Below are 13,444 nucleotides of genomic sequence, written 5' to 3'. Positions count from 1 at the left end.
CGGAGTGCTGAAAAAGAAAGGGCGGCCTGTGAGCCGCCCTTTTTGCTGTGTCGTTATTCCGCCAGTGCGGGCTCGCCGCGCCGTTCGCGGATCAGATTGGCGAAGCGGCGGAAGAGATAGTGTGAGTCCTGCGGGCCGGGCGAGGCCTCCGGGTGGTGCTGCACCGAAAAGACCGGGCGTCCGGCGATGGTCAGGCCGCAATTGCTGCCGTCGAACAGCGAGACATGGGTCTCTTCCACACCTTCCGGCAGCGTGTCGCCATCCACTGCAAAGCCGTGGTTCATGGACACGATCTCCACCTTTCCGGTGGTGAAGTCCTTGACCGGGTGGTTTGCGCCATGATGACCCTGATGCATCTTCACCGTCTTGCCGCCAAGCGCCAGGGCAAGCATCTGATGGCCGAGGCAGATGCCGAAGACCGGGATGTCGGTTTCAAGCAGTTCACGGATCATCGGCACGGCATAATCGGCGGTTGCCGCCGGATCGCCGGGGCCGTTGGAGAGGAAGATACCGTCGGGCTTCATGGCGAGGATGTCTGCGGCGCTGGTCTTGGCGGGCACCACCGTCACCTTCGCGCCGAGACCGGCCAGAAGGCGCAGAATGTTGCGCTTCGCGCCATAGTCGACAGCGACGATGTGGTGGGTCGGCTCGTCCTGCGCGCCAAACCCTTCATCCCAGACCCACGGCGTTTCCGTCCAGCCCATCGACTGGCCGGAGGTAACCTCCTTGGCGAGGTCGAGGCCGACCAGACCCGACCATTCGCGCGCCTTGCTCTTCAGGGCTTCGATGTCGAACGCGCCATCTGGATTATGTGCGATCACCGCATTGGCCGCACCCTTTTCGCGCAGAAGCGCGGTCAGCGCACGCGTGTCCACGCCGCTGATGGCCACGATGCCGCGGCGCTTCAGCCAGCCATCGAGATGGCCGCCGGAGCGGTAGTTCGAGGGGTTGGTGATGTCAGCGCGCAAAACAGCGCCGACCGCGCCAGCGCGCGCCGCCGGGTGCAGGTCTTCGATGTCTTCGTCATTGGCGCCGACATTGCCGATATGCGGGAATGTGAAGGTGACGATCTGCCCGGCATAGGACGGATCGGTCAGAACCTCCTGATAGCCGGTGAGCGCGGTGTTGAAGCAGAGCTCGCCAATGGCCTCTCCGCCAGCGCCAATGCCTTTGCCCTCTATGACAGTGCCATCGGCAAGCACGATGAGAGCCGTTGGCCGGGTCGTGCTCCATGGGGCGGTCTTGGTCGCCATTGGGAAGTCTCCATCCTTCGTGTGCCCGGGCGCGATCACGGTCATATGACCGGGCGCTCCGTTCAGGTTCCTTTAGCATGATCTGCGAGCAGACCGGTTCTCACTTTTTGCCGCCGAGCGCAAGAGGCTTGCGCCCGAGGGGCCTTGAAAGAAAGTGCCTTATAGGCCATATGGCCCATCGACATGGGTCCAGCCCCGGGCGAAATCGCCGGTGGATTCAGGCCGAAACGGAAATTGTCCATGCAGGTCGCGGACAATAGGCAAAGGCTCAAAAACGGTCAATCTGTAGCAAATAAATATTTATGCCAATGTTTCCAATGACTTATGGGGGCGTTGCGGCTTGCTTCGAGATTCGGCCGGGGCTATGTTCATCCTAGTGACTGGAGACAGGTGTTATGATGCGCGAGAAACTCGCCAGGGCGTTGAACGATGCCGTCAAACAGAAGGACAAACGCCGCGTTTCGACGCTGCGTCTGGTTCAGACCGCTATCAAGGACCGCGATATAGCCAATCGCGGAGCCGGCAAGGATCCTGTGAGTGATGAGGATATCCTCCAGATTCTCTCGAAAATGGCCAAGCAGCGTCAGGAATCGGCAAAGGCTTTCGAAGAAGGCAACCGCCTCGAGCTCGCAGAGCAGGAGCGCGAGGAGATCGTGGTGATCACCGAGTTTCTGCCAAAACCCCTTGGCGAAGACGATCTGAAGCAGGCCTGCGCCCAGGTGGTGCAGGAAGTCGGCGCAGACGGTTTGCGCGACATGGGGCGCTGCATGAACGTTCTGAAGGAAAAATTCCCCGGCCGTATGGATTTCGGCAAAGCCAGCGGCATCGTGAAGGGCATGCTGCGCTAGCGCCTTTCACATATTGCGGGAAACAGGATGTCAGGGCGGCTCGATCGGGTCGCCCTTTTTGCATTGAGGCGAAGAGGGGTTTGACCTTCCAGCGGCTGGAAGGAGTAACGCAGGAGCGAACACATATCTCTGGAGGTGTGCAATGGCCGATGCGCATAAACATGATCACGCTGAAAAAGCCTGCTGCGGCGGACATAAGGAGGCTCACACCGAAGCCTCGGCGCGTGACCCGGTTTGCGGTATGGACGTGACGATAGAGGGAGCCGGGCACACGCTGGAGCACGGCGGTGAGCGTCACTATTTCTGCTCGCAGCGCTGTCAGGACCGGTTCGAAGCTGATCCGGAGCGGTATCTGGATGGCGCTCGGCAACAGGAGCCCATGCCCAGGGGTACCCAATACACCTGTCCCATGCATCCCGAGATCATTCGCGACGAGCCGGGCTCGTGCCCGATCTGCGGCATGGCGCTGGAGCCCATGGGCGTGCCCACCGGCGAGGAGGGGCCCAATCCCGAGCTTGTGGATTTCACCCGCCGTTTCAAGGTAAGCGCAGTTCTGGCGGTTCCGCTGCTGCTGATTGCGATGGGGCCGATGGTTGGCTTGCCTTTCCGCCACTGGATCGGTGAGCCGCTTGCGGTCTGGCTGGAATTCGCGCTGGCAACGCCCGTGGTTCTGTGGGCGGCGCTGCCGTTTTTCCGTCGCGGCTACGATTCCATCGTCAATCGCAGCCCCAATATGTGGACGCTCATTTCCATCGGTGTGGGCGCGGCCTATGCCTACAGCGTCGTCGCCACCCTGATGCCGGATATCTTCCCGGCCCAGTTTCGCGGCGAAGGCGGTGTGGTGCCGGTCTATTTCGAGGCAGCGGCCGTCATCGTGGCGCTGGTCTTTCTCGGTCAGGTGCTGGAGCTGAGAGCGCGTGAGCGTACCGGCTCGGCCATCCGGGCCCTGCTCGATCTTGCGCCAAAAACGGCGCGGCGCATTGCCGAGGATGGTTCTGAGGCCGATGTGCCGCTGGATGACGTGCGTGAAGGCGACCGGTTGAGGGTGCGCCCCGGCGACAGCATTCCCGTCGACGCCACGGTCGAGGAGGGGCGTTCCTCCGTCGATGAATCCATGATCACCGGCGAGCCCGTTCCCGTCGAAAAGGCCGAAGGGGACCCGGTAACGGGCGGTACGATCAACAAGAATGGCACGCTGATCGTGCGCGCCGACCGGGTCGGTTCGGAAACGGTCCTGTCGCAGATCGTCGACATGGTGGCCAAAGCCCAGCGCTCGCGCGCCCCCATTCAGGGGCTGGCCGACCGGGTTTCGTTCTACTTCGTGCCAACGGTGGTGCTGGTCGCCATCATTGCCTTTGTCGTCTGGGCGATGTTCGGTCCTGCGCCTTCAATGGTCTTCGCCATCGTCTCGGCGGTCTCGGTGCTCATCATCGCCTGCCCCTGTGCGCTTGGGCTTGCCACGCCCATGTCGATCATGACGGCCACGGGCAGGGGCGCGCAGGCGGGTGTCCTCATCAAGGACGCAGAGGCGCTGGAGCGCTTTGCCAGGGTGGACACGCTGATCGTGGACAAGACCGGAACCCTGACCGAGGGGCGTCCGAAACTGACCGATGTGGTGGTTGCCGAGGGGATCGACGAAAAACGCTTCCTCAAACTGGCGGCAAGTCTGGAGCGAGGTTCCGAACATCCGCTGGCCGAGGCAATCGTCGCTGGCGCGGAAGAGCGTGGCGTCACACTCGAAACGGCTTCCGATTTCGAGGCAATCACCGGCAAGGGTGTTTCCGGCACGGTCTCGGGCAACCATGTCGCACTGGGCAACAGGGCGATGATGGAAGAGGCCGGCGTCACGGTTGATACTCTGGTTGAACAGGCCGACGCACTGCGCAGCGATGGCAAGACAGCCATGTTCGTTTCTGTCGACGGAAAGGCAGCCGGCCTCATTGCCGTCGCCGATCCGGTCAAGGAGACGACGGCCGATGCGATCCGCGCGCTTCATGATCTCGGCCTCACCATCATCATGGCGACCGGCGACAATGCCCGCACGGCGAAGGCGGTCGCAGAACGCCTCGGCATTGATGAAGTGCGCGCCGACATGCTGCCGGAGAGCAAGCAGGCGCTGATCGAGGAGCTGCGCGCCAAGGGAGCCAGCGTGGCGATGGCGGGCGATGGCGTGAATGATGCGCCTGCACTCGCCGCTGCCGATGTGGGCATCGCCATGGGGACCGGTGCAGACGTGGCTATGGAAAGCGCCGGCATCACGCTGGTGAAGGGCGATCTGAACGGGATTGTGCGGGCGCGCGCTCTGGCGCGGGCAACCATCCGCAACATCAAGGAGAACCTGTTCTTTGCCTTTGTCTACAATGCGCTCGGCGTGCCGGTGGCCGCTGGCATTCTCTACCCGGTCTTTGGCACGCTTCTGTCACCGATGATCGCAGCAGCGGCGATGAGCCTGTCTTCGGTTTCCGTGATCGCGAACGCCCTGCGCCTTCGCACCGTGAAGCTCGGATAGATCTGGTTCTTCGCGAAGCCAGAAATGAAAAAGCCCCGTCCTGAGCGGGGCTTTTTGTTGAGATCTCTCAGGCTGCGTTCGCGTCGGAGCGCTTTTGCTCCCCCGTTTCGAACTCCCGGAGCACATCCTCGATCGGGCTGGGTCGACCCAGATAATAGCCCTGTCCGATCTGACAGAACTCGCTGGCGAGAAAGCTCAGCTCGCCGGAGGTCTCCACACCTTCCGCCAGCACCGGCAGGCCGAGGCCGCGCCCGATGCCCAGAACCGCTTTCACAATGGTTGCGGCCTGTTCGTTGGTGTCCACCTGACGAATGAAGCTGCCGTCGATCTTGATCTTGTCGAACGGGAAGGCGCGCAGGTTGGAGAGTGAGGAATAGCCGGTGCCGAAATCGTCCATCGCCACCTTGATGCCGAGCGCCTTGAGCTGGCGCAGCGTGGTGAGCGCACGGTGCATGTCGCGCACCAGGGCCGTTTCGGTGATCTCGATCTCCAGGCGATGCGGCGAGAGGCCGGTTTCCAGAAGCACGCGATGTACGGTCTGCGGAAAGTTCACACTGTGCAGCTGCACGGCGGAGACGTTGACCGCGATCATGAGATCGTCTTTCCAGCTGGCCGCTGCGCTACAGGCAGTCTGCAGAACCCATTCGCCGATCGGCACGATGGCGCCGCTTTCCTCGGCAACCGGAATGAAGACGCCCGGAGAAATGTTGCCGCGCTCGGGGTGTTTCCAGCGCAGAAGCGCCTCGTATCCGATCAGCTCGCCCGTATCGAGCTTCTTCTGTGGCTGGTAGACGAGGTGAAACTCTCTGCGGCCCACCGCATGGCGCAGCTCATGCTCCATGATGCGCCGCGCGCGCGCTTCCTGCCCCATTTCGTGTTCATAGAAGCGATAGGTATCGCGGCCCTCGGACTTTGCGCGGTAGAGCGCGGTGTCTGCATGGTTGATCAGGGTCTCCTGATCTCTGGCGTCCTGCGGATAAAGCGCAATGCCGATGCTGGTGGACATCAGGCCATCATTGCTCGCCTGCTCGTTTTCCTTGCGGAAAGCGTGAAGGATTTCCTCTGCGAGTGCCGCAGCCTCGCGCGGATCAGAAAGCCCCGGTGCAATGATCGCGAACTCATCGCCGCCAAGGCGCGCGAGCATCTGCCCATGGCGAAGCGCACGGCCAGCATTGTCGGCGACCTTGCGCAGCATCGTGTCTCCGGCCGCATGGCCAAACAGGTCGTTGACCTCCTTGAAACGGTCAAGGTCGAGACAGAGAAGCGCGATGGATTTGCCTTCCGGGAGCGCTTCCATCTCTTCTTCCAGCCGGGCGGTGAAGTTGCGCCGGTTGGGCAGGTTGGTCAGCGTGTCATGCATGGCGAGCCGGCGGATATCGGCCTCCGCCTTCTTGCGCTCGCGCAGGTCGCGCACAGCGACGACGGTGTGCGGCTTGCCGCTGTAATCGATGACGCGCGAAAGAAGTTCAACAGGCTGCGTGGTGCCGTCCGCATGTTTCAGCGTGGTCTCCCAGACCGGTTCATCGGCAAGGACGCCATTCTTCTCGATGGAGGTGAAGAGCCTGGTGAAGTCCATGCCGATGAGCTCATCGAGCGGGCGGCCGCTCAGTGTGCAAAGGCTTTGGTTTGCGGTGATGATGGTGGTGTCATCGCATACCAGAAGCCCTTCCATGGCGGCGTTGGCGAGGCCGCGCATGCGGCGTTCTTCGGTGATTGCACGGCTGCGGTCACGGATATCGACCCACAGCGCTACGGCCGTCATCAGGAAGATCATGAAGGCTGCGAACGCGACTGCCATGGCCAGCCACATGGACGGTATGGAGAAGGGCGAGATGGTGATCGTCGGGTCGGGAATGATCGAAACGGCGCCCATCGCGGTGAAGTGCATGGTGCAGATGGCCAGCGTGAGCGTCAGGCTCGCGGCGATGGTCTTGGCTTCATTGCTGCGGGAGAGCGCAATGCGCATCGCCAGTGCGCCAAGAACGACGCCGGCAATCAGTGAAGCGGCGACCAGCCCCATGTCCCACACGAGACGGCCTTCAACCTCGAGCGCTGCCATGCCCGTAAAGTGCATGACGGCGATGCCGGAGCCGACAATCGCGCCGCCGACCAGATGATGATCGAGTTTCTGGCGGGCGGCGACCGACATGCCAAGTCCGCTGAATAGGATGGCGAGCAGAAGGGAGACGGCTGTGAGCGGCACGTCATATGCCGTAGGAAGGCCCGGAGCGAAGGCGAGCATGGCGATGAAGTGCGTCGCCCACACGCCAAAGCCGAAGCAGATTGCGGCAACGGCGGTCCATAACCAGCGCGTGCGGCCGGTGGATTTACATAAATGCTGGAGCAGGATTATCGCTGCAAAGGATGCGATGGCTCCAATGACCCCGGCGAGAAGCACCATTCCCGGGTCGTGTTCATTGACGATGCAATTGTAAACCGTAAGCACTTTGTGTCCCGCCACCTGATCGTTTTGTCAGTCGCTGGCCGTGCATTCGGGCGCAGCGCGCTGTTCTTTGAACCAGCGTTTAGCATCACTGTTTTGAATAATCGGTTAAGTTGTATGGCGGTTATGAAGTACCAGCCTGACGGGGCAGGGCTGTGAATACCGTGAAGAAGCCGGATCTCGATTCGCCGTCGCCGACGAACGTGCTTATATGGAGCGGCTAGAGGCTCTGAACTGAACAATGCGCTTTCCGAATTCCTTTCTTGATGAGATACGCGACCGCGTTCCGATTTCGCAGGTGATCGGCACACGTGTGACGTTTGACAGGCGCAAGACAAACGCCTCGCGCGGCGACTATTGGGCCTGCTGTCCCTTCCATGGCGAGAAGTCCCCGAGTTTTCACTGCGAGGACCGCAAGGGGCGTTACCACTGTTTCGGCTGCGGCGTGTCGGGCGATCATTTCCGCTTTCTCTCCGAGCTCGATGGAATAAGCTTCCCCGAAGCGGTCGAGCGCATTGCCGACATGGCTGGTGTGCCGATGCCGCAGCGCGATCCGCAGGCGGAGCGTCGCGAGCAGAAGCGCGCCTCACTCTCCGAGGTCATGGAAATGGCGGCAGGCTATTTCCAGAGTATGCTGCAGGAGCAGCAGGGTGCCGAGGCGCGGGCCTATCTGCGTTCGCGCGGGCTCTCCAGCGCCACGCAGCAGAGCTTCCGCATCGGTTACGCGCCGTCGAGCCGCAATGCGCTCAAGGAGTTTCTTGCCGGCAAGGGCGTTGGGAAGGATCAGATCGAGGCCTGCGGTCTTGTCGTGTTCGGCCCCGATATCCCGGTTTCCTATGACCGTTTCCGTGATCGCATCATGTTTCCCATCGAGGATGCACGGGGACGGGTGATCGCTTTTGGCGGTCGCGCCATGTCCAAGGATGTGCCTGCCAAATATCTGAACTCGCCCGATACCGAGCTCTTCCACAAGGGAACGGTGCTCTACAATCTGGCGCGCGCGCGCCGTGTGTCCGCGAAGGGCGACACCGTTATCGCGGTGGAAGGCTATATGGACGTGATCGGGCTTGCGCAGGCGGGCTTTGAAAACGCCGTTGCGCCGCTCGGAACGGCGCTCACGGAAAACCAGCTCGAACTGCTCTGGCGCATGACCGGTGAGCCGGTCCTGTGTTTCGACGGCGACGAGGCGGGGCTGCGCGCTGCCTGGCGCGCTGCCGATCTCGCCCTGCCGGTGGTGCAGCCGGGGCGCAGCCTGCGCTTTGCGCTTTTGCCCGAGGGCAAGGACCCCGACGATCTGGTGCGCGAAGAGGGGCCGGACGCATTTGCGGCGGTTCTGTCCGGCGCGCGCCCGCTGGCCGACATGCTCTGGATGCGCGAAACCTCCGGCAAGGTGTTCGATACACCCGAACGCCGCGCTGAGCTGGAGCGCAATCTGCAGGCGCTGACGGCGCAGATCCGCGACGAAAACCTCAAGCGCCACTACAGCCAGGACATGCGTGAGCGTGCGCGCACCTTCTTTGGGGGCGAGCAGTCGAAGCGTGGCGGCCAGCGTGGCTACCGCGATGGCGGCGGTGGTGGTGGGCGCAATCGCGGTTTCAGCGGCAGGCCCGGTGGGGCGTCAGGACGGCTTGCGGTTTCCGAAAGCCTGGCCCGCTCGGCTCTGGTGCGCAGTTCCAAACCCGCAATGCCGCTGCGCGAGGCAACCCTCCTCGTGACGCTGGTAAATCATCCGGGCCTTCTGGATGAGTATTTCGATGCGCTCGATCAGATGCTTCTGGCCAGTGCCGATCTCGGTCGGCTGCGCATGTCTCTTCTGGATGCGGTGGCGCACAACCCCGCGCATGACCGGGACATGATCCTCAAAAAGATCGAGGATGACGGACTGGTCGGGATCTGGAAGCAGGCGGAGGCGCGCGTGAAGGGCGCTTACATGTGGCCGGCCCTTGAGAATGCTGCTCTGGACGATGCGCGGGAGGCTTTTGCGCAGACCCTCTACTTGCACCGGCGCGCAGGCTCTCTACATAAGGAGCTGAAAGCGGCCGAACTGGCGCTCGCAAACGATTGGAATGAAGAGGATGCGCGGCATCTGACTGAGATCCAGGCGGAGCTGAGCAATCTGCAGGCAACTGAAGCGCTCATTGAAGGCTTCGGTCTTCTATCAGGGCGTGCGAATCGATCTTGAGCGTGACAAACCTATCTGGTTGGCTAAAAACCGGCCGAAACGGGAAAAAGCACGAGAATCACCCTCTGATTCGCTTTTTTACTCCGAATCAGGGTGCTTCGGCTTGACGTTGCGCCGGAATGCAGGAATCAGGTTCGATTCGAGAATGGGCTGTGCCGACGCCGCGAAAAGCGCGGCACGCAAGAGAAAAGATACTGAAATTGGACACGATAGGGAGTCCACCTAAGTATCAGGGTTAATCCGACATTAACGCGGCCGGCGCTAGACCACGAATCAGGTTGCGGGATGTCGTGACGGACAGCCGTTGCAGCGGCGGCGACGGGGTGGCATGGAACCCCGCTCGGTTGGAGAAGGCAAAGCATGGCGACAAAAGAGAAGGAAGAGGTCGAAACCGAACGCGAGGGCACCGACGGCCCTTTGCTCGACCTTTCCGATGACGCAGTCAAGAAGATGATCAAGGCCGCGAAGAAGCGCGGCTATGTGACAATGGACGAGCTTAATGCCGTTCTTCCTTCTGGCCAGGTCAGTTCCGAACAAATCGAAGACACCATGGCGATGCTCTCGGATATGGGCATCAATGTGGTCGAGGATGAGGAAGCTGCGGAAGACAACGATTCCAATGACAGTGAGGAAAGCAGCGAGCTGACCACGCAGTCGGGAACGGCTGTCGCCACGACGACCAAGAAAGAGCCGACGGACCGTACCGACGATCCGGTGCGCATGTATCTGCGCGAAATGGGCTCGGTCGAGCTTCTGTCGCGCGAAGGCGAAATCGCCATCGCGAAGCGCATCGAGGCTGGCCGCGAGACGATGATCGCGGGGCTTTGCGAAAGCCCGCTGACCTTTCAGGCGCTCATCATCTGGCGTGACGAACTCAACGAAGGCAAGATCCTGCTGCGCGAGATCATCGATCTCGAAGCGACCTATGCCGGCCCGGAAGCCAAGCAGGCGCCGGTCGTTCAGCGCCCTGATGAAGAGAACAAGCCTGCTGATGACAAGTCCGCGCGTTCGCGCAGCGACGACGTCACCAATGTAGGCGGCGAGGGCCAGAGCGAGGAAGAGGACGACGAAGAGGATGAGGCCAACCTGTCGCTTGCCGCGATGGAGGCCGAACTCAAGCCCGGCGTCATGGAGACGCTGGACTTCATCGCCGACACCTACAAGAAACTGCGCAAGCTGCAGGACCAGAAGGTGGAATCGAGCCTGGCCGACGCCGACAGCCTGTCGAGCAGCCAGGAGCGCCGCTACAAGCAGTTGAAGGGCGAGCTGATCACTTCGGTGAAGTCGCTTTCGCTCAACAATGCGCGTATCGAGACGCTGGTCGAGCAGCTTTACGACATCAACAAGCGCCTTGTGCAGAACGAGGGCCGTCTGCTGCGGCTCGCCGAAAGCTATGGCGTGAAGCGCGAATCCTTCCTCAAGGAGTATCAGGGGTCCGAGCTCGACACGAACTGGACCGAGCGCGTTGCAACGCTTTCCGGCAAGGGCTGGAAGGAGTTCTCGAAGAACGAAGCCAGGGCGATCGAAGATCTGCGCACCGAGATCCAGAATCTCGCGCAGGAAACCGCGATCTCCATCGGCGAGTTCCGTCGCATCGTGAACCAGGTGCAGAAGGGCGAGCGCGAAGCTGCAATCGCCAAGAAGGAGATGGTCGAGGCCAATCTGCGTCTCGTGATCTCCATCGCCAAGAAGTACACGAACCGCGGCCTTCAGTTCCTGGATCTGATCCAGGAGGGCAATATCGGCCTGATGAAGGCGGTGGACAAGTTCGAGTACCGCCGCGGCTACAAGTTCTCCACCTACGCGACCTGGTGGATCAGGCAGGCAATCACCCGTTCGATTGCCGACCAGGCCCGCACGATCCGCATCCCGGTCCACATGATCGAGACGATCAACAAGATCGTCCGCACCTCGCGCCAGATGCTGCACGAGATCGGCCGTGAGCCGACCCCGGAAGAGCTGGCCGAAAAGCTGGCCATGCCGCTGGAGAAGGTGCGCAAGGTGCTCAAGATCGCCAAGGAGCCGATCTCGCTCGAAACCCCGGTGGGTGACGAGGAAGATTCGCATCTCGGCGACTTCATTGAGGACAAGGGCGCTGTCCTGCCGATCGACGCGGCCATTCAGGCGAACCTGCGTGAGACCACCACCCGTGTTCTCGCTTCGCTGACCCCGCGCGAGGAACGCGTGCTGCGCATGCGTTTCGGCATCGGCATGAACACCGACCACACGCTGGAAGAAGTCGGTCAGCAGTTCTCGGTGACGCGTGAGCGTATCCGCCAGATCGAGGCGAAGGCGCTGCGCAAGCTCAAGCACCCGAGCCGCTCCAGAAAGCTGCGGAGCTTCCTGGACAGCTAATCAGAGGTCACTCACGACCTGCGATAAAAACCCGGCTGCAAAGCCGGGTTTTTTGTAATCTAAATTTGTAAAACAATAATTCTATATTCGTCCGTGATCGCCTTTCCTTTCTGATCTATAATTTGATTTGTTCTGTTTATTTAAGCGGCGCCCTTGGCGTGCTCGGCGTTTTCATTGAGCCGGGAGAGCGTGATGATGCTTTGAAAGCCTCGCGCCTGTCTTTCCTGGCAAGGTGCAGGGCAGTGCGTCGGTTGCGGATGTCGACCCGGGCGGGCTCCTGCCGGACGACCTTGCCTATTGGTTCTATGAGGGCTCGCTCACGACGCCGCCTTGCTCCGAAATCGTCGACTGGATGGTTTTGCGCGCACCAAAGCGCGTCGCGGCTGAAGACATTCGCCGGTACACAACGCTCTATTCGGGCAATGCAAGGCCCGTGCGCCAGTCAAACCGGCGCTTCATCCTCGCTTCGCAGTGATTGGCATCAGGTTCTTTCGCCGGCATGCGCGGGCATATTCGGAATGATGAGGGCCGGGCTTCATGTCCGGCCTCCTTCATTCTCCGTAAGGTCCTGTTTTACCTCCAAAGCCCAGCTTGCAACGCCAGTGTGGCAGGCGGCAGGATTTGTTGCAGGCGGTATGGGCGATGAAGGGCGCATCCGGTCGGTGGCCGGTGTGCGTCGCAGGGAGGTGTGACATGACCACCTACATCATTCTCATCAACTGGACCGACCAGGGCATCAAGAATGTGAAGGATTCGCCAAACCGGCTGGAAAGCGCGAAGGCTGCGCTTTCCAAAATGGGTGGCACCCTGCGGGCGTTCTATCTGACCATGGGTGAATACGACATGGTCGCCGTGTCCGAGGCCCCTGATGATGAGGTTGCGGCGCGCTTTGCGCTGACGCTCGGCATGGGCGGCAATGTGCGCACGAAGGTGGTGAAGGCCTTCCCCGAAGCCGCCTATCGCGACATCATCGGCTCGCTCGGTTAGGGATAAGCTCGCTCCGGTGCGCTTGACAGGTTCGGCTCGCCGGGGCACCACCTCCGGATGCGACAGGCAATTCTCTCCGTGTCGACCATGGGCGCGGGGCTTTACGAATTTACCGATCGGGTTGAGGATTTCGTCAGGGAGGCAGGTGTTGAGGCCGGTCTCCTGACGGTCTTCGTGCGTCATACATCCTGCTCCCTGACCATTCAGGAAAACGCGGACCCGGATGTGAAGCGGGATCTGGAGGTGTTCTTTCGCCGTCTCGTGCCGCCCGCGGATGATGCTTCAATGAGCTGGGTGGTTCACCGTCTGGAAGGTCCCGACGACATGCCGGCCCACATCAAGGCGGCGCTGACACAGGTTTCCATCGGTATTCCGGTGGTGCGGTGGCGTCTGGCGCTTGGAACCTGGCAGGGGATCTACCTCTTCGAGCACCGCACACATCCGCACCAGCGCGAGGTGGTATTGCACCTCTCCTGAGGAGAGAGTGTTCGCAATGGTTTCGCAGCAATGCTTCTGCGGGTAAAACGATATCAAATATCGAATTTGACGGGAGTAAGCGTATGTCATTCTTGAAGCGGCTTTTCGGGGGCGGGGGCAGCGCGCCGGAAACGGGTGAGGCAAAGCCTGTCGGAGACGCGGTGGAGCACAAGGGCTTCACGATCCAGCCGACGCCCTTCTCCGAAGGCGGCCAGTTCCAGACCTGCGCGCTTATCACCAAGGACGTGGATGGCGAACGCAGGGAACACCGGCTGGTGCGCGCGGACCGTTTCCCCAGCGCTGAATTCGCCGCCGATCAGTCGATCCGCAAGGCGCGGCAGATGATCGATGAGCAGGGCGAGAAGATCTTCACCTGATCTTCAACGAGCG

At 61.3% G+C, this 13,444-nt stretch carries 9 protein-coding genes and 1 pseudogene; 8 read left to right on the top strand and 2 right to left on the bottom strand.

The window, feature by feature from the left end:
* Positions 1–53: 53 nt before the first annotated feature.
* The gene (gene carA / locus ACRTG1_RS07580; RefSeq protein WP_297560345.1) at positions 54–1,253 is read right to left on the bottom strand and encodes a glutamine-hydrolyzing carbamoyl-phosphate synthase small subunit; all 1,200 of its coding nucleotides are present in this window, start codon (positions 1,251–1,253) and stop codon (positions 54–56) included.
* Between the two features lie 398 nt (positions 1,254–1,651).
* Here carA and ACRTG1_RS07575 point away from each other — a divergent pair, with 398 nt between their 5' ends.
* Positions 1,652–2,101, top strand: a complete 450-nt coding sequence (locus ACRTG1_RS07575) for a GatB/YqeY domain-containing protein (protein ID WP_113156380.1) — start codon at positions 1,652–1,654, stop codon at positions 2,099–2,101.
* A 142-nt stretch (positions 2,102–2,243) separates the two neighbouring features.
* Entirely contained in the window at positions 2,244–4,610 is a 2,367-nt protein-coding gene (locus tag ACRTG1_RS07570; RefSeq protein ID WP_432516016.1) for a heavy metal translocating P-type ATPase, read from the top strand.
* A 67-nt stretch (positions 4,611–4,677) separates the two neighbouring features.
* Here the strand turns inward: ACRTG1_RS07570 and ACRTG1_RS07565 are convergent, their stop codons facing one another.
* Positions 4,678–7,056: a bifunctional diguanylate cyclase/phosphodiesterase gene (locus ACRTG1_RS07565; RefSeq protein WP_432516015.1), complete on the bottom strand. Its 2,379-nt coding sequence runs from the start codon at positions 7,054–7,056 to the stop codon at positions 4,678–4,680.
* Between the two features lie 238 nt (positions 7,057–7,294).
* Here ACRTG1_RS07565 and dnaG point away from each other — a divergent pair, with 238 nt between their 5' ends.
* The 6 genes and pseudogenes from dnaG to ACRTG1_RS07535 all read left to right on the top strand — a co-directional run bounded on the left by dnaG (position 7,295) and on the right by ACRTG1_RS07535 (position 13,431).
* On the top strand, positions 7,295–9,235 hold the full coding sequence (gene dnaG / locus ACRTG1_RS07560) for a DNA primase (RefSeq protein ID WP_206543961.1): 1,941 nt from the start codon (positions 7,295–7,297) through the stop codon (positions 9,233–9,235).
* Positions 9,236–9,595: 360 nt separating this feature from the next.
* The gene (gene rpoD, locus ACRTG1_RS07555) at positions 9,596–11,590 is read left to right on the top strand and encodes an RNA polymerase sigma factor RpoD (protein ID WP_113155733.1); all 1,995 of its coding nucleotides are present in this window, start codon (positions 9,596–9,598) and stop codon (positions 11,588–11,590) included.
* 143 nt (positions 11,591–11,733) lie between these two features.
* A pseudogene (locus ACRTG1_RS07550) lies at positions 11,734–12,065 on the top strand (carbonic anhydrase family protein); the annotation flags it as partial.
* A gap of 218 nt (positions 12,066–12,283) precedes the next feature.
* Complete coding sequence (locus tag ACRTG1_RS07545; RefSeq protein ID WP_113155731.1) at positions 12,284–12,577, top strand: GYD domain-containing protein; 294 nt, start codon at positions 12,284–12,286, stop codon at positions 12,575–12,577.
* A 57-nt stretch (positions 12,578–12,634) separates the two neighbouring features.
* The gene (locus ACRTG1_RS07540; protein ID WP_206543959.1) at positions 12,635–13,054 is read left to right on the top strand and encodes a secondary thiamine-phosphate synthase enzyme YjbQ; all 420 of its coding nucleotides are present in this window, start codon (positions 12,635–12,637) and stop codon (positions 13,052–13,054) included.
* An 83-nt stretch (positions 13,055–13,137) separates the two neighbouring features.
* Positions 13,138–13,431, top strand: coding sequence for an HlyU family transcriptional regulator (locus ACRTG1_RS07535; RefSeq protein WP_206543958.1), 294 nt, complete (start codon positions 13,138–13,140; stop codon positions 13,429–13,431).
* Positions 13,432–13,444 lie beyond the last annotated feature (13 nt).

This window comes from Nitratireductor sp. PBL-C9 (assembly GCF_050877045.1).
Classification (GTDB): domain Bacteria; phylum Pseudomonadota; class Alphaproteobacteria; order Rhizobiales; family Rhizobiaceae; genus Nitratireductor; species Nitratireductor aquimarinus.
The sequence above is the reverse complement of the archived record's forward strand: the minus strand, read 5'-3'. Positions and strand labels throughout refer to the sequence as shown.

Excerpts from the sequence above, each read along its gene's own strand:
- carA (WP_297560345.1), bottom strand. The coding sequence starts at position 1,253 with ATGGCGACCAAGACCGCCCCATGGAGCACGACCCGGCCAACGGCTCTC.
- ACRTG1_RS07575 (WP_113156380.1), top strand. The coding sequence starts at position 1,652 with ATGCGCGAGAAACTCGCCAGGGCGTTGAACGATGCCGTCAAACAGAAG.
- ACRTG1_RS07570 (WP_432516016.1), top strand. The coding sequence starts at position 2,244 with ATGGCCGATGCGCATAAACATGATCACGCTGAAAAAGCCTGCTGCGGC.
- dnaG (WP_206543961.1), top strand. The coding sequence starts at position 7,295 with ATGCGCTTTCCGAATTCCTTTCTTGATGAGATACGCGACCGCGTTCCG.
- rpoD (WP_113155733.1), top strand. The coding sequence starts at position 9,596 with ATGGCGACAAAAGAGAAGGAAGAGGTCGAAACCGAACGCGAGGGCACC.
- ACRTG1_RS07545 (WP_113155731.1), top strand. The coding sequence starts at position 12,284 with ATGACCACCTACATCATTCTCATCAACTGGACCGACCAGGGCATCAAG.
- ACRTG1_RS07540 (WP_206543959.1), top strand. The coding sequence starts at position 12,635 with ATGCGACAGGCAATTCTCTCCGTGTCGACCATGGGCGCGGGGCTTTAC.
- ACRTG1_RS07535 (WP_206543958.1), top strand. The coding sequence starts at position 13,138 with ATGTCATTCTTGAAGCGGCTTTTCGGGGGCGGGGGCAGCGCGCCGGAA.